This window comes from Ensifer sp. EB106-03-01-XG145 (assembly GCF_058792075.1).
Map to the genome: position 1 here is coordinate 267,893 of NZ_JBYTEC010000005.1, position 14,470 is coordinate 282,362.

A 14,470-nucleotide genomic window follows, 5' to 3' on the forward strand; every position below is an offset into this window, starting at 1 on the left:
GTCAGACCCGCTCCCGCTTCAGATCTTCACCAGCGCGGCGGTGACAAACATGAAGGCGGCGCCGGTCGCGAGACCGGCCAGAACAGGCGGCGTCAGGAACACGTCGCGCCCGCGCTCGCTTTGCCGCATCAGATAGGCGCCGACTTCGATGATCACCTGCAAGATCGCCCCTGCACCAACCGCAAGCGCCAACGCCGACCACTGCGCCGAGGTTGCAAGGCTTCCGAGCCACATGCCGATCACCGCCGGACCGCCGGCAAGCAGCGTCAGCCCGATGAACGTCCAGATGGACGGCCTCTTTTTCAGGATCGGAGCGGCAATGCCGATGCCCTCGGTGACGTTGTGGAGCGCAAAGCCCAGCACCAGGAAGGTACCGAGCCCAGCCGACCCCGCCGCAAAGGCGGCACCGATCGCCAGCCCCTCGCCGAGATTGTGCAGGCCGATCCCGAGCGCGATGTAAGTGGAAAGCGCAAGCCCGGCCGGCGCACCGCTTCGCCGCCCGATCGCTATCAGCAGGAGGAAGCTGCCCAAGCCCGCCAGCACCACCATGACCGGCCCTTGGAAGATCGCGGCCGCCTCGCCGGCAAGTTCGAGCGCTTCTGCACTCGCATCGACAAGCAGGAAGCCGAGCAGGCCGATCGTCAGTGACAGCAGGAACGCCATGCCGTCGCGGCCGACGCCACGCAGCACCGGATAGAACATCAGGCCGACGGCCACCGGCACGATGCCGACGATAATGCCGACCAGCGCCTGCAGTCGCAGTTGGCCTGTCGTTGCCTGCGGCGTCGGCACGGCGACGGCAATGTCGTGCACAAACGTGGCCCCGGTGTTGGTCACCACCTTCACAGCATGCGCCTCGCCCAGCATCCATGGGAATGGCAGGTTCAGCCATGCTGCCCTGCCCCGCGCGATCGGCCCCGACGGATCCTGGGTGAACTGCCAATAGGCGTCATCCACCTGAACCTGCGCCACTGTCATCGGTTCGGATCCACCGGCGCGAACAAGGAGGCGAAGGCCGCTATCGTCGAGCACGGTCCTTTCGAAGGTCAGGTTTTCGATAGGCGGCGCGCCATTGCGGAATCCTGACAACGGATCGGCCGATAGAATCCAGGCAACGGCAATGGCAAAGGCGATGAGAGGCAGCGCCAGCCACACCAGGTTGGTCTTTGCCGCGCGGATAGCAGCTCTCGGCAGGGTCTCGTTCATGCCAGCGCCTCCACCACGTCGAACATGCCGACCCAGCCGAGCTCGGTAAACTCGGTCTGATGCGGGTGGAACATGTAAAGACCGGGCTCATGCTCGGCGAAGGTGAATTCGAGAATGCCGCGCTGTGCCTGGCACTGGGTGATGAGATCGACGGTTTTCAATGTCGGCGTCAGCGTCGTGCCCTGATCGTAATAGTCGAAGAAATTGGCGTGCAGGTGGAACGAGTTGATTGGGTCGAACTCGATGACGTTGACCAGATAGATGCGCACCGGTTTGCCCTTCACGATCCGGATCGGCCGCTTCATGAAGGCGTGAGCGACGGTGTTGACCGCGTAGAACTCGTTTTCCGCATCGAAATTGGTGTCGAAGGCGTTCATCACCATCACCAGTTCCTGCCAGCCGGCATTCTCCGGCGTGCCGAGCAGTCGGGAGCGGGCGACGTCCACATGTTCCGGCCGGCGCTCCGGATCCGGGTCGATGACGAAGGCGCCGTACATGCCCTTGTGAATATGCCGGCGCAGCGGCATCGCATGGCAATGATAGAGATGGCAGCCAAACGGCTTGGCGTCGAACTCGTAAATGAACTCATCGCCCGGATCGACCATGCCCGCACCCGGCACGCCATCCATGCGTGCGGCATGGATGCCGTGGAAATGGATCGAGTGCGGATGAGACGCATAGTTGCGAAAGACGATTCTCAGCCGCTCACCCTCCTTCGCCCGCAGCGCCGGCCCGGGGACACGGCCGTTATAGGTCCAGGCGGGAAACTTGATGCCGGGAGCGATCTCGATCTCGCGATCCTCCGCCCTCATCTCGAAGGTGCGTAGCGTCCGCCCGTCCGGTAGCGTTGAAACCGTCCCGGTCTCCCAATCGGTCAGCATGTCGGTCGGGTCGAAACCGTTGGCGGCGCTGTCAACATCGCCGACTGTCATCATCGCGCCATGCCCCATGGCGGGCATCGGGTCCTGGGTGGCCGCCCTCGCCGGCGCAGCATGACCGGCATGGCTCGCCTGCTGTTGGCCCACGGCGGCGCTGGTGCAGATCGCGGTCCCGCCCGCCGCCGCCAGCCCGCCCATCAGGAGGCTCCGCCTTCGGAGCAGGTCTGGTCTCGTCGGCTTGTCCATTTTCGGCCCCTCTCTCGATTGGATAACGTGCGCGCCGCGCTGCGATGGCATATGTCAGCAATCCGCCACATGCTTTTGCAAATCATTTGCATCTACATCAATAATGCAAATGCAACTCATTCGCAATTAACTTGCAAATCGAGCGATCTTCCGCAGGGGCCTACGGGACAGCTCGGCCAAGGTCGCACCTGCCATCGGCCCTGAAACGAAAACGTCCCGGAAAGCACGCGCTTCGGGGACGTTGTTCGGAACCCGGTGCACGGACCGGAACCGGGCTCGTCCGCATGGCAAAGCCCGACCGGCGCCAGTCTCACCAATCGAGTTCGAGTTGCGGAAGCCCGTTCGAGGTTTTTTCGATCGTCCGACCCGTTTCATCCACGGTCGCCGTGACCCGTTGACGGAAGGCCGAGAAGCTCTCGAAGGTGACGACGTCGACCGGTTCGTCGAATTTCATCGTCAGGCGATAGCGCCCCGGCTGCGCCGTCAGCGCCTGCACCGACAGGATCTCGCCTTCGAAAGCCTGGCCGAGATAGCGCCCCTTCACCCGCGAGCCCAGCATCCAGGGATTGAAGGGCGGCCGGTTGCCGACGGCGGCGTGCAGTGTGTTCCAGTCGCGAAAGCCGTATTGCGCGGCGATCAATTCAAGCGAACGGGAATGGCCGATGGTTTCGCCTTCGGCAGCAAGGCGGGTACGCAGGCGCCTGGCCTGATCTTTTAGGGCATCGAGTGAGGGAAGCGTGGTTGTTCCGCGCGTCATGAGAGGGTCTCCTGCAGCGGCATGCATTCCTTGGAGATGGGAGCCCGCATTGCCACCGGTTCGCATGCCGTTTCGGCTGACCGTGTCTCGAAGAAGGACTTCACCAAAGCATGACGCTCGCGGACGGCAGGGACCTTCACCCTGCCGTTTCCATAGGGGATGCCGTCTCGACTGTCAAACCTCGCCTGGAAATGCGGCCTTCACGCCCGCACGAAAGACGATTGCACAGGCGCAAAAGCTGTGGGACGACTACAGCGCCGTGCGTCTTATCAGACGCGCAAAGGTCGCTGTAGCACTTTGATTTGCTGCATGTCTTTGTCCTTAAATCGAGGTCGATCTAAGGAGACATGCAGTACGGGAGACGACGAGGGAGGACATCATGACCGACATGACGATACTCGCATTCGCGCTGGTTGCCTTCATCGGCATCGCGACACCGGGCCCGACGGTTCTGCTCGCGCTCACCAACGGCTCGCGTTATGGCGTGAAGCGCGCAATCGCCGGCATGCTCGGCGCCGTGCTCTCCGATTTCGTGCTGATCGGCGCCGTCGCACTCGGTCTCGGCGCCCTGCTCGCCGCCTCCGAATTCTGGTTTACCGTCGTCAAATGGCTGGGCGCCGCCTACCTCGCCTTTCTCGGCATCATGCTGTTGCGGTCGAAAGGGACGATCCAGGTCGCAACCGAGGCAAGCGGCTCCGGTCATCCCGTTTCCGCTGTCGCCATCTTCGTCAAGAGCTTCCTCGTCGCCGTCACCAACCCGAAGGGCTACCTGTTCTTCACCGCCTTCCTGCCGCAGTTCATCGACGCCGCGGCGCCGCAAGCACCACAATATGCCACCCTGACATTCGTCTTCGCCTCGGTCGATCTTGCCGTGATGTTCGGTTACGCGCTGCTCGGTGCACAGGCCGCGGCCTTCCTCAAGCACTCCGGCGCCGTCTGGCTCGATAGACTCTGTGGCGGCGCGCTACTGGCGCTCGCCGGCTCGCTCGCCCTCTATCGCCGCGCCACCGCCTGAAATGCTGTTTCGTCAGCACGTGCTCGCAGCCATCGCCAGCGGCGACGTGACCTTGGCCTTCCGACGCTGGACGAAGCCGACGGTCAGGGCCGGTGGTACGCTGCGCACCGCAGTCGGCGTTCTCGCCATCGATGCCATCGACGAGATCGAGGAAGGCGCAATCACCGACGGCGACGCGCGCAAGGCCGGCTTTGCCGACCTCGGCGCTCTCTTGAAAGAGCTTGCCGCTCGCCGCGAGGGCCGCTGCTATCGCATCGCCTTCCACCGAGCCGGCGACGATCCGCGCATCACGCTGCGGGAAATGTCCGACTTCGGCAGCGAAGAACGGGCAGAGATCGGCCGCAAGCTCGATGACTTCGACCGCAGCGCGGGCATGGCCTGGACGATACCGGTGCTCACGCTGATCGCTGCCTGCGACGGAACCACCGCCACGGAATTGAGCGCCGCCATCGGCATGGAAAAACTGAAACTCAAGACGCGCATCCGCAAACTGAAGGAACTCGGCCTCACCGAAAGCCTAGCCGTCGGCTATCGCCTGTCCGAACGCGGCCGCGCCTTTCTCAAGGGGGCAGTAACGCACAAAAAGGCGGACGGCGCCGAGGACACCATCCGCTTCTCGTCTTGAGGCACATGCGATCCACGGGAACACAGCGCGAACACCATCGTTGCGCGTATCGGTGGCTCCTTCTAATCCCGATTGCCACTGTTGCGTGCCTGGAGCAGGTGTGAGACGACTTGCCACCGAGACGGGCAAGGCGAGGAGACAGGCATGATCGGCTACACCATGGTCGGGACGACGGACCTGAAACGCGCAGAGCGTTTTTATGATCCGCTGATGACGCTGATCGGCCAGGAACGCTGCTATTGTGACGAGCAGGTGTCCTCGTGGGGCCGAAAGGACGACGACAAGGCGCCGCGCTTCTTCGCCTGCTACCCCTTCGACACGCGTCCCGCCTCGGTCGGCAACGGCGCCATGACGGCCTTCCTGGTGGAAAGCGCCGGGCTGATCGACCGGTTGTTCGAAATCGCAATGGAGCGCGGTGGTAGCGAAGAGGGAAAACCGGGCTTCCGCCCGCAATACGGAGACGGCTTCTACGCGGCCTATGTGCGCGACCCGGACGGCAACAAGCTTGCCTTCGTCGGCTACGACGCGCGCACGGAGACCTAGTCGGTCCTTTGCCCGGGCACCCCTAGCGTCGCGTCGACCACCCGAACCAGATCGCCACGGCCGCGAGCATCAGTGCGAGCACGCGTCGCACCAGGCGTTCGCGTGACGGCGAGTTGAGGACCGGCTCCAATGCGCCTGCCAGAAACACGATCGCGGCATGCACCGCAGTCGCGACGCCCACATAGATCGCAGCAAGCGTCAGGTTCTGTGGCAACAGCGGCCGCGCGTCGTCAACGAAGGTCGGCAGGACGGTGACGAAGAACAGGGCCGCTTTCGGATTGAGCAGATTGGTGATCAGGCCACGTCGAAAATAGAAGGATGCGGGTTTGCCGCTCGGACCGGCCTCCTCGCCGTCGGCGTTCCAGGCGTCGAAGGCAAGATAGAGCAGGAAGCCGACCCCAGCCCAGCGAAGTGCGCCGTAGAGCGTGTCCGACTGACCGACGAACTCGGCAACCCCGAAGGAGGCGGCGAAGCCCACGAGTGCCAGGCCGAGCGCGACGCCGGCAACGGTCGCCATGCCGGGCCGACGCCCCTCCGCAGCCGCAACCATGGCGAGGTAGGCCATGTTCGGCCCGGGCGTCAGTTCGATGATGAAGGATGTCAGCAGAAAGGGCAGCAGGGTCGCTGCCCCGAGAATGAACGGATCCATGCGGGAGATTTCCATGCACTTGCAACGAGGCCTTGTCCGCAAGGACAGGTCAGCGACGCCGCGTTGTCAAGGAAGATCAGGAAATCATCGGGAGAGCGCGCGGCCCATGGGGCGTCTGCTCCCTCACCGGTCGCATCGGACCAGCGAGGGAGCAGCGAAAAATCCGCCTCCGCAGGGTTGGAGGCGGAAAGGGGTATCAAGCCGCGCGGCGGACCGGCGGCATCGTCAGCTTACGGCCGCTGGCGACGATCAGGCCGGCAGCGCCCTCAAGCCAGTTGTCCCGAAGCTCGAGCGCCAGGAACCGGTTGCGCTCAAACGGGCCGGGCATGACGAGGTGCTGCGTGCGGCCCGCGAAGAAGCCGAAGCGCTCGTAATAGGCGGCGTCGCCCACGAGCAGGATCGCGCCATGGCCGCGGTTCTTGGCCTCTTCGATCGCCGCCCGCATCAGCATGCCGCCGATGCCCTTGCCCTCATGATCAGGATCGACCGCGAGCGGACCGAGCAGCAATGCCGGCAGGGCATGGCCCTCGCGGTTGACACCGGCTTCGACGTTCCACAGGCGAACGGTACCAATCACATGACCGTCGATATCACGCGCGACGAAGGCGAGGCCCTCGGCCGGCAACCGACCGCTGCGCAGCTTTTCCGACGACTTGCGGCGCCGCTCCGGCCCCATGGCACGGTCGAGCAGGTTCTCGCGCGCGACGACGTCGCCCGGATTTTCGGCATCGATTACAAATGTAGTGGGCGCAAAGAATGCGCGCAGGGCGTCAACAACAGCGGCCATCGGGGCCTCCCGTCATCAAAACCGCTTCAGGCGGACCGAACAAAAATTGTGAAATGGCGCTCCCGCCCCAAGACGGGAGCAATCCGGATCAGATTACGTAGGCCTTCAGCGGCTCGAAGCCGTTGAAGGCGACGGCCGAGTAGGTCGTCGTGTAGGCGCCGGTGCCTTCGATCAGAACCTCGTCGCCGATCGAAAGCGTGATCGGCAGCGGATACATGTTCTTCTCGTAGAGCACGTCAGCCGAATCGCAGGTCGGGCCGGCGAGTACGCAAGGCTCCATTTCGTCGGCATCGCGCGCCGTGCGGATCGGGTAGCGGATCGCCTCGTCCATGGTTTCGGCGAGACCGCCGAACTTGCCGATGTCGAGGAACACCCAGCGATGGGCGTCGTTGTCCGACTTCTTCGACACCAGAACGACTTCCGCCTTGATCACGCCGGCGTTGCCGACCATGCCGCGACCGGGCTCGATGATGGTCTCCGGGATGTTGTTGCCGAAGTGCTTCTTCAGGGCACCGAAGATCGCCTGGCCGTAGGCTTCCGCCGTCGGGACGTCCTTCAGGTACTTCGTTGGGAAGCCCCCACCCATGTTGACCATCTTCAGCTCGATGCCGCGCTTGGCAAGCTGCACGAAGACGCGCTTGGCATCCGAGAGAGCCGCATCCCAGGCGTCGAGCTTCGTCATCTGCGAACCGACATGGAACGAGACGCCGTAGGAGACGAGTCCATGCTGATGGGCATAGACGAGCACGTCGACAGCCATCTGCGGGACGCAGCCGAACTTGCGTGACAGCGGCCATTCGGCGCCTTCGCCATTGGTCAGAACGCGGCAGAACACGCGGGCGCCGGGAGCGGCACGGGCGATCTTCTCGACTTCCTCGTGGCTGTCGACCGCGAACAAATTGACCCCAAGCGCATGGGCGCGGGCAATGTCGCGCTCCTTCTTGATGGTGTTGCCATAAGAAATGCGGCTCGGGGTCGCACCGGCATCGAGCGCCATTTCGATTTCAGCGACGGACGCGCAATCGAACGAGGAGCCGAGACCGGCGAGAAGGCGCAGGATTTCCGGCGCCGGATTGGCCTTGACGGCGTAATAGATCGAGCTGTCGGGCAGCGCGTGGCGGAAGGCCTTGAAGTTGTCGCGCACGACGTCGAGGTCGACAACGAGGCATGGGCCTTCGGGTCGTCGGGTGTTGATGAAGTCGATGATGCGTGCCGTGGTCATGGCCATATTCCCCTGATCCAAAATGCTCCGCTTTCGCGGAGGACAAAGGGCATACGCGCACATGCGCTGGAACCAGCCGGTGGAGACCCCGGAACCATGCATGCGCTCGATGCGCGAACGGTGAATCAAAGCCCGCCTAGGCTTCAATTCGGCTTTGTCTGCCATGGATTGGAGGGGATAACCCAACCGCACTTCCGGCAATGAAGGTGTGCCTCTTCAGTAACCCCGGCTGTTGGAAAGCCGGCAGACACCAGAAAGGCCCGCACCGTCGTTGCTTCAAGATGTCCTCGCATTTCCCGGTTGGCCGGAATAGCGACTGGAGGGGTTAGTTCCAGGTACCTTACCGATACCCTCACCTAATCGAGGGTCGGCGGACACCCACAGGCACGTGCGACTTTGGGCAAGGGCGTAGGTAAGAAAAAAGCCTGTCGCAATCAAGAGTTTTTTCGCACTGGCAGTTGAATTTTTTTCCAAGCAGGCAAAACTGGCGGTGTTCACAAACATTGAACGATCTGCGCCGGATCGATCAATGCTGTAAATTATTGAAAAGGGTCATTATTTTCAGCATGCGCCGGTATCCGCCGAAACCGGTGCATCAGGCGCAAGCGACGGACAATCTGCCGTCGGCATCCTCGGCGCGAAAAGAGGCGTTCGCATCGAATCGGCGCAACGCGATTGAGAGCACGAAAGAAAGATTGCCATGGACACACTCACCCGCATCCGCGCCTTCATCGACGTCGTGGACGCCGAGGGGTTCTCGGCCGCCGCCAGGCGCGTCGGCAAGTCGAAGGCGCTACTTTCGAAATATGTGCGCGAACTCGAGGACGAGCTCGGCGCGCTGCTGCTCAACCGCACCACCCGGCAATTCTCGCTGACCGAAGCCGGCCATACCTACTACCGCACCGCCTCGGAAATCCTGAAGGAGATCGACAACCTTGCCGATCTCGTGCGCGCCAACAACTCCGACCTGAAGGGACGGCTGCGCATCACGGCGCCGCGCACTTTCGTCGATGCCGAGATCGGCCAGTCGCTCATCGACTTCGGCAAGCAGCATCCTGAGCTCTCGCTGGAGATCGTCTCGGACGACCGCTTCGTCGATCTCGTCGAGGAAGGCTTCGACGCTGCCATCCGCATAACGCGACTGGAGGATTCCACGCTTATCGCCCGCAAGCTCGACGATTTCCAGGTGCTGATCTGCGCCGCGCCGGAGTTTCTTGAGAAATCCGGCCCGATCGAACACCCGACCGATCTTTCCAAGCTCCCCTGCATTCTCGACACCAATGGCCGCTCCTATTCCAACTGGCGCTTCGTCGAGCCCGACGGCTCGGCCTTCACCGTTCCGGTCAGCGGCCCGATCGAGGTCAACAGTCCGCTTGCCGCTCTGAGGGCCGCCGTCTCCGGCATGGGCGTCGCGGTCATTCCCGATTTCATTGCCCGGCCGAAGATCGCGGCGGGCGAACTCGTGACGATGTTTGACGATTTCCTGCCGCGCGACCGCGGCATCTATGCGATCTATCCGCATCGGCGCTATTTGCCGACCAAGGTCAGGACGCTGGTCGATTTCCTGCATGCCTGGTTCCGCAAGCCACGCTGACCGCCTCTGCATCACCGAAGCTGCCGCCGGCGCATGTGATCGGCCAAGTCCCAATTCCGTCCCATTTCCGGTACATTCCCGGAAACGAATCGCGGGAGATCGCCCCGCCGAAAGGATTGCCGTTTCATGAGAACCAAACGCCTCATCATGGCCGGCCTTGCCACCCTGCTTGCGCCGTCGCTGGCCCTTGCCCATCCGCACATCTTCGCGGAAGCGCGGCTCGAGGTGGTCTCCGACGACAAGGCCGAAGTCAGCGAACTGCGAAACGTCTGGCGTTTCGACGAGCTGTTTTCGTCGAGCGTGGTGCTCGATTTCGACAAGAACTCGAATGCGATGCTCGATCCGGACGAACTGGCGGAAGTCGGCCAGACCGTGCTGGAGTCGCTGTCTGAGTACAATTACTACACGACGATCCTCGACAACGGCAAAACCATCAAGGTCAACAAGCCGGACAGCATCACCGTCGACTACAAGGACGGGCAGCTCATGATGATGTTCGCCGTCAAGCCGGCCGAGCCGATGCCGCTCAAGGGCAAGCTTTCCTTCGGCGTCTATGATCCGACCATGTATACGGCGATGGATTTCGCGACCGACAACGACCTGACCGTCGTCGGCGAGAAGATCAACGCCTGCGAACACAAGGTCGTCCGCCCCGATCCCGACGAGGTTCTCGCCGAGAACAAGGACACCCTGACCGATGCCTTCTGGAGCGATCCGACCGGCACGGACATGTCGAAGCTCTTTGCAACCAGGATAGAGATCACATGCTGAACACCCGCAGGATCGGACGTCTGGTCACGGCAGCGCTCATCGTCACGGCGCTCTCCGCAACGCTTGCGGCGGCCCAGTCGCCGCTCGGCATCGGCACGGCCGAGCCTGCATTCAAGACGACCGGCTTCCTCGGCGGTTTCTTCGCCTGGGTGAACATGGAGCAGCAGGGCTTCTACCGGTTGATGACCAACGCGTTGAAGGGCATGCGGGAAAACCCCTGGCAGCTCTGGTCGCTGGTCGGGCTCTCCTTCACCTATGGTGTCCTTCATGCCGCCGGCCCCGGCCACGGCAAGGCGGTGATCTCCTCCTACATGATCGCCAACGAGACCGAGCTGAAGCGCGGCGTAATGTTGTCGTTCCTTTCCTCGATCTTGCAGGGGATCGTCGCGATCCTTTTGATCGGCGCCGTCTATCTGCTGCTGCGCGGTTCGTCGATCAACATGACCACGGCGACGCGGTGGCTGGAAATCGCCAGCTACGCGCTCATTGCCGCTTTCGGCGGATGGCTGCTTCTGCGCAAGCTGCGGTCGATGCTGCGTCCGGTCGCCGTGGCCTCAATCGCCGGCGGCGGGCATATCCATCTCGCGCACGATCATGATCATCACGATCACCATCATCACGAACACGGCGCTCACCATGGGCACAGCCATGGCCCTGGCGAAGTCTGCGCGAGCTGCGGGCATGCGCACGCCCCCGATCCGTCGATGCTGAAGGGCGATCGTTTTGCGCTCCGGGAAGCCTGGTCGGCCGTTATCGCCGTCGGGCTGCGGCCCTGCTCCGGCGCGCTGATCGTGCTGTCGTTCGCGCTCCTGAACGGGCTCTATCTCGGCGGCGTGCTCTCGGTCTTCGCCATGTCGATCGGCACGGCGATCACCGTCTCGATCCTCGCGACCATGGCCGTCACTGCCAAGGGCTTTGCGCTGCGCTACGCGTCGAGCACCACGTCAGCAGCCCGCATCTCCAACGGCATCGAGATCGCCGGGGCGGCACTGGTTCTGATCCTGGGGCTCGTTTTGTTGGGCGCTGCGCTGCAGGGGTGAATCACCTACCCGACGGGCACCACAGATGAATTTCGATACGCTTGAGTTCGAGGAAATAGCCGCGAAACTCGGAAAGGACGGCTGGGCCATTAAGTACATATGGTCCGGGGAATCCGCCGCCTTCAAGTTCTGGCTTTCCGAGAAACATGGAATTGGAGCAAGCGACGTTAACGGTGGCTACTCGTTCTGGGTCGTCGATGACTACTGGACGCGGCCCTCCGGCGCGCGGAATGACTATGACGCATGGTATTCGTTCGGCTACTTGCTCGAAGATTGCCCGGAGTCAACGCCCGAACAAGCCGGTTTCACACGTGTGCCAACCAAAAAAAGCGCGTTTGAGCGAGCCGGGCGCGGGCAAGTCTGAGGCAATTCCCGCTCTCGCGACTTCTTGAGGCTAACTCACAGCCCGCGCTTGCGCTGGTAGCGGGCTCTCAGCCAGAACAGCAGGAAGAAGCCGAGCACGAAGATCACGCCGAAGGCGGCGGCAAGCCAGGGCGAGATGTCGCCAAGCTTCAGCATGATCGACGGCAGCACGAAGAAGCCGAGGCCGGCAACGACGAGAATGATCGCAGCGGCGATCGCCGGTGACTTTTCCTTGTTCTGCATGACTTCCCTGCTGTTGTCTGGTGCGACCGAGCGTCAGGCGCTTACTTGGACGCCTTCCGCTCCAAGTCCGCACGTATATCTTCAAGCCGCCGCTTCTGGCGACCATCCTCGTCGAAGTTATCAGCTGCGAGCCAGGTTTCGAATGCGGCATTGAGCAGCGGCCATTCGCTGTCGATCATCGAGAACCAGGCCGTGTCGCGGTTTTCGCCCTTGGAGATCATGTGCTGGCGGAAGATGCCCTCGAACGTAAAGCCGAGGCGCGCCGCCGTGTTGCGGCTTGCCATGTTCTCGCTGTGGCATTTCCATTCGTAGCGGCGATAGCCGAGATCCTCGAAGACGTGTTTCGCCATCAGGTAATGGACTTCGGTCGAGAGCGGTGAGCGGGCCATGGCGGCGCCATGGGCGACAGAGCCGACTTCAACGACGCCATTGGCGGGATCGGCACGCATGTAATTGGCCATGCCGACGACGATACCCGTCGCCTTGTCGCGAAACACTTCGGTGACCCAACCGGACTTCTCCTGCGCCGCCGTTAGCCAGGCATCAAAACCTTCAATGTCCTTGAAGTCCGGCTGCGTGAAATACCTGAGCAGCGGATTGATCGCCATGCCGCCGAGACCGTCCCAGAGGTCCTGAAGATGCCGGTCACGCTCATAGGGCTCGAGCTTGACGAAGCGCCCTTCGAGCGCGACGCCCTTCGGCGCCGGGCATCCTTTCCAGTTCTTGAGATCACGCATCGGCCGCTCCTCCGTTACCCCTTGCACTTCGCAATAGGCCAGAGTGGCGACCGATACAAATTCAAACTGGTTATGAACCCATGAGGATCAGGCGAGGATGCTAGGCCGTAGCCGGCACCTTGGCGGCCGATACGGTCGCCTCGATGTGGTCGACCAAAGCGTCCGGGAGACCGAGGCGGCCGGCCAGCAGGTCGAGATAGCCACGCTCCGCACGCGTCTCCGGCTCGATCGTCAGGCGCGATGCGGTATAGACCTCGACGCGCTCTTCTTCCGTCTTTGCCGCGCCGACGATCGCGTCGATATCGACAGGGTTGGCAAGCTCGCTTTCGAGGAAGGCGGCGGCATCGGCTGAAAGGCCGGAGACCGACAGTTTGTCCATGATGTGCTGACGCTCGGCCTCGTCGATGTGCCCGTCAGCGCGCGAGGCTGCGATCATCGCCCGCACCAGCGTCAGCGCGAAGTCGTGGCTGACGGCCTCCGGCGCAGACGCGAAGCCGGAATCGGCCGGCGGCGGCAGGAGTTCCGGTTCCCCCTTGGCAACGGTTGCGCCTCCCGGCGTGTTGCCGGCCTGATAGTTCTTGTAGGCCTGGTAACCGAGACCCGCGATGGCCGCGAGGCCGCCGAGCACGGCGGCATTGCCGGCCAGCTGGCGACCAGACTTGGTGCCGAGCAGGACCGCGGCGATGGCGCCCGTCGCCAGCGGATTGTCCTTGGCAAGCTGCGTCGCCTGGGTCGCGCGATCGCGCACCGTGCCGCCGGCACCGGGCACCTGCGATCCCAGAAACTGATCCAGCAATTTCTTCGCGTCGAACATCGGGTTTCGCTCCTTGTCGGTTCCGGGCGGTTGAGGTCAACCGAAACGGAGCGCCGCCCGCGCTCGCGCCGTCGAATGGATTGAGACATAGGAACGTTGCAGGGGAAATACAAATTCGCGCCAGAGGCGTGCGACCAACAAGGAGCGGGGTGACCGAAGAAAAAAGCCGGGCTTACGCCCGGCCTTCAAATGTAGAAACAGTGCTTCCCGTTTAGCCCTTGAGGGCGAAGGCTTCGGCCGCAAGCTTGGTGATGCCGTCCCAATCGCCCTTGGCGACCAGATCCTTCGGTGCGACCCAGGAGCCGCCGACGCAGACGACGTTCGGCAGCGTCAGATAGTCGCGCGCGTTGGAAAGCGAGATCCCGCCGGTCGGGCAGAACATCGTGCCGGCCAGCGGCGAAGACAGCGACTTGAGATAGGCGGCACCACCGGCCTGTTCCGCCGGGAAGAACTTCATGACGTCGTAGCCTTCTTCGCGCAGGCCCATGACTTCGCTCGCCGTCGCGGCACCCGGCAGCAGCGGCACTTCGTGGTCGTTCGCGACATCGATCAGTTCCTGCGTCGTGCCGGGGCTGACGATGAACTTCGAGCCGGCTTCGACAGCCGCTTCGAATTGCGCGGCATTGAGGATCGTGCCGGCGCCGGCAACCGCGCCTTCCACTTCGTTGGCAACCGCGCTGATCGCTTCGAGCGCTGCCGGCGTGCGCAGCGTGATCTCGATCGCCCTCAACCCGCCGGCAACCAGAGCGCGCGCCAGCGGCACGGCGGTCGCGACGTCGTCGATCACGAGGACCGGAACGACCGGCTGCAATTTGAGGATGGAAAGAAGCCTGTCGGTTTTCGCGCTCATGCCGATCGTCCTTTTTAAAACGATTGAATATGCCCTCCGCATACTCCGCCGGCCACCGGTTGTCGAGACCCAAGGGCGCAAGTGTGCGGCATTCTCATGTAAGCTGAAGATAAAATATTACCTACAACAA

At 62.8% G+C, this 14,470-nt stretch carries 17 protein-coding genes; 7 read left to right on the top strand and 10 right to left on the bottom strand.

What is annotated here, in order from left to right:
- Positions 1-18 precede the first annotated feature (18 nt).
- The 3 genes from AC3WWH_RS15595 to AC3WWH_RS15605 form a co-directional block, all read right to left on the bottom strand.
- Complete coding sequence (locus AC3WWH_RS15595) at positions 19-1,206, bottom strand: ZIP family metal transporter (RefSeq protein WP_058325261.1); 1,188 nt, start codon at positions 1,204-1,206, stop codon at positions 19-21.
- A complete protein-coding gene (locus AC3WWH_RS15600) occupies positions 1,203-2,330 on the bottom strand; it encodes a multicopper oxidase domain-containing protein (protein ID WP_058325262.1) in 1,128 nt (375 codons plus the stop codon). Before AC3WWH_RS15600 ends, AC3WWH_RS15595 begins: the two co-directional genes overlap by 4 nt.
- Before the next feature lie 310 nt (positions 2,331-2,640).
- Entirely contained in the window at positions 2,641-3,087 is a 447-nt protein-coding gene (locus AC3WWH_RS15605; protein WP_058325263.1) for a glyoxalase superfamily protein, read from the bottom strand.
- A 379-nt stretch (positions 3,088-3,466) separates the two neighbouring features.
- Here AC3WWH_RS15605 and AC3WWH_RS15610 point away from each other — a divergent pair, with 379 nt between their 5' ends.
- From AC3WWH_RS15610 to AC3WWH_RS15620, 3 genes are all read left to right on the top strand, one after another.
- Positions 3,467-4,102 carry a LysE family translocator gene (locus tag AC3WWH_RS15610; RefSeq protein ID WP_058325264.1) on the top strand — a complete coding sequence of 212 codons (636 nt, stop codon included), beginning with the start codon at positions 3,467-3,469 and terminating at the stop codon, positions 4,100-4,102.
- 1 nt (position 4,103) lies between these two features.
- Entirely contained in the window at positions 4,104-4,727 is a 624-nt protein-coding gene (locus AC3WWH_RS15615) for an ASCH domain-containing protein (protein WP_057254569.1), read from the top strand.
- A 144-nt stretch (positions 4,728-4,871) separates the two neighbouring features.
- Positions 4,872-5,270: a VOC family protein gene (locus AC3WWH_RS15620; protein WP_058325265.1), complete on the top strand. Its 399-nt coding sequence runs from the start codon at positions 4,872-4,874 to the stop codon at positions 5,268-5,270.
- 22 nt (positions 5,271-5,292) lie between these two features.
- On the opposite strand, the gene AC3WWH_RS15625 is transcribed toward AC3WWH_RS15620, so the two are convergent.
- The 3 genes from AC3WWH_RS15625 to odc2 all read right to left on the bottom strand — a co-directional run bounded on the left by AC3WWH_RS15625 (position 5,293) and on the right by odc2 (position 7,934).
- A complete protein-coding gene (locus AC3WWH_RS15625) occupies positions 5,293-5,919 on the bottom strand; it encodes a LysE family translocator (protein ID WP_058325266.1) in 627 nt (208 codons plus the stop codon).
- 196 nt (positions 5,920-6,115) lie between these two features.
- The gene (locus tag AC3WWH_RS15630) at positions 6,116-6,706 is read right to left on the bottom strand and encodes a GNAT family N-acetyltransferase (RefSeq protein WP_058325267.1); all 591 of its coding nucleotides are present in this window, start codon (positions 6,704-6,706) and stop codon (positions 6,116-6,118) included.
- Positions 6,707-6,794: 88 nt separating this feature from the next.
- Positions 6,795-7,934: an ornithine/lysine decarboxylase gene (gene odc2, locus AC3WWH_RS15635; protein WP_234793116.1), complete on the bottom strand. Its 1,140-nt coding sequence runs from the start codon at positions 7,932-7,934 to the stop codon at positions 6,795-6,797.
- 694 nt (positions 7,935-8,628) lie between these two features.
- On the opposite strand from odc2, the gene AC3WWH_RS15640 reads away from it, so the two are divergent.
- From AC3WWH_RS15640 to AC3WWH_RS15655, 4 genes are all read left to right on the top strand, one after another.
- Positions 8,629-9,522 carry a LysR family transcriptional regulator gene (locus AC3WWH_RS15640; protein ID WP_058325268.1) on the top strand — a complete coding sequence of 298 codons (894 nt, stop codon included), beginning with the start codon at positions 8,629-8,631 and terminating at the stop codon, positions 9,520-9,522.
- Between the two features lie 126 nt (positions 9,523-9,648).
- Complete coding sequence (locus tag AC3WWH_RS15645) at positions 9,649-10,293, top strand: DUF1007 family protein (RefSeq protein WP_058325269.1); 645 nt, start codon at positions 9,649-9,651, stop codon at positions 10,291-10,293.
- Complete coding sequence (locus AC3WWH_RS15650) at positions 10,287-11,333, top strand: nickel/cobalt transporter (protein WP_113399369.1); 1,047 nt, start codon at positions 10,287-10,289, stop codon at positions 11,331-11,333. The genes AC3WWH_RS15645 and AC3WWH_RS15650 overlap by 7 nt, the downstream gene beginning before the upstream one ends.
- 25 nt (positions 11,334-11,358) lie before the next feature.
- Complete coding sequence (locus tag AC3WWH_RS15655; RefSeq protein WP_058325270.1) at positions 11,359-11,697, top strand: hypothetical protein; 339 nt, start codon at positions 11,359-11,361, stop codon at positions 11,695-11,697.
- A gap of 35 nt (positions 11,698-11,732) precedes the next feature.
- Here the strand turns inward: AC3WWH_RS15655 and AC3WWH_RS15660 are convergent, their stop codons facing one another.
- The 4 genes from AC3WWH_RS15660 to AC3WWH_RS15675 form a co-directional block, all read right to left on the bottom strand.
- Complete coding sequence (locus AC3WWH_RS15660) at positions 11,733-11,939, bottom strand: hypothetical protein (RefSeq protein WP_034786975.1); 207 nt, start codon at positions 11,937-11,939, stop codon at positions 11,733-11,735.
- A gap of 41 nt (positions 11,940-11,980) precedes the next feature.
- On the bottom strand, positions 11,981-12,676 hold the full coding sequence (locus AC3WWH_RS15665; RefSeq protein WP_058325271.1) for a GNAT family N-acetyltransferase: 696 nt from the start codon (positions 12,674-12,676) through the stop codon (positions 11,981-11,983).
- A gap of 100 nt (positions 12,677-12,776) precedes the next feature.
- Entirely contained in the window at positions 12,777-13,490 is a 714-nt protein-coding gene (locus AC3WWH_RS15670) for a tellurite resistance TerB family protein (protein ID WP_058325272.1), read from the bottom strand.
- A gap of 211 nt (positions 13,491-13,701) precedes the next feature.
- Complete coding sequence (locus AC3WWH_RS15675; protein WP_058325273.1) at positions 13,702-14,340, bottom strand: 2-dehydro-3-deoxy-phosphogluconate aldolase; 639 nt, start codon at positions 14,338-14,340, stop codon at positions 13,702-13,704.
- Positions 14,341-14,470: the final 130 nt, after the last annotated feature.

Excerpts from the sequence above, each read along its gene's own strand:
- AC3WWH_RS15595 (WP_058325261.1), bottom strand. The coding sequence starts at position 1,206 with ATGAACGAGACCCTGCCGAGAGCTGCTATCCGCGCGGCAAAGACCAAC.
- AC3WWH_RS15600 (WP_058325262.1), bottom strand. The coding sequence starts at position 2,330 with ATGGACAAGCCGACGAGACCAGACCTGCTCCGAAGGCGGAGCCTCCTG.
- AC3WWH_RS15605 (WP_058325263.1), bottom strand. The coding sequence starts at position 3,087 with ATGACGCGCGGAACAACCACGCTTCCCTCACTCGATGCCCTAAAAGAT.
- AC3WWH_RS15610 (WP_058325264.1), top strand. The coding sequence starts at position 3,467 with ATGACCGACATGACGATACTCGCATTCGCGCTGGTTGCCTTCATCGGC.
- AC3WWH_RS15615 (WP_057254569.1), top strand. The coding sequence starts at position 4,104 with ATGCTGTTTCGTCAGCACGTGCTCGCAGCCATCGCCAGCGGCGACGTG.
- AC3WWH_RS15620 (WP_058325265.1), top strand. The coding sequence starts at position 4,872 with ATGATCGGCTACACCATGGTCGGGACGACGGACCTGAAACGCGCAGAG.
- AC3WWH_RS15625 (WP_058325266.1), bottom strand. The coding sequence starts at position 5,919 with ATGGATCCGTTCATTCTCGGGGCAGCGACCCTGCTGCCCTTTCTGCTG.
- AC3WWH_RS15630 (WP_058325267.1), bottom strand. The coding sequence starts at position 6,706 with ATGGCCGCTGTTGTTGACGCCCTGCGCGCATTCTTTGCGCCCACTACA.
- odc2 (WP_234793116.1), bottom strand. The coding sequence starts at position 7,934 with ATGGCCATGACCACGGCACGCATCATCGACTTCATCAACACCCGACGA.
- AC3WWH_RS15640 (WP_058325268.1), top strand. The coding sequence starts at position 8,629 with ATGGACACACTCACCCGCATCCGCGCCTTCATCGACGTCGTGGACGCC.
- AC3WWH_RS15645 (WP_058325269.1), top strand. The coding sequence starts at position 9,649 with ATGAGAACCAAACGCCTCATCATGGCCGGCCTTGCCACCCTGCTTGCG.
- AC3WWH_RS15650 (WP_113399369.1), top strand. The coding sequence starts at position 10,287 with ATGCTGAACACCCGCAGGATCGGACGTCTGGTCACGGCAGCGCTCATC.
- AC3WWH_RS15655 (WP_058325270.1), top strand. The coding sequence starts at position 11,359 with ATGAATTTCGATACGCTTGAGTTCGAGGAAATAGCCGCGAAACTCGGA.
- AC3WWH_RS15660 (WP_034786975.1), bottom strand. The coding sequence starts at position 11,939 with ATGCAGAACAAGGAAAAGTCACCGGCGATCGCCGCTGCGATCATTCTC.
- AC3WWH_RS15665 (WP_058325271.1), bottom strand. The coding sequence starts at position 12,676 with ATGCGTGATCTCAAGAACTGGAAAGGATGCCCGGCGCCGAAGGGCGTC.
- AC3WWH_RS15670 (WP_058325272.1), bottom strand. The coding sequence starts at position 13,490 with ATGTTCGACGCGAAGAAATTGCTGGATCAGTTTCTGGGATCGCAGGTG.
- AC3WWH_RS15675 (WP_058325273.1), bottom strand. The coding sequence starts at position 14,340 with ATGAGCGCGAAAACCGACAGGCTTCTTTCCATCCTCAAATTGCAGCCG.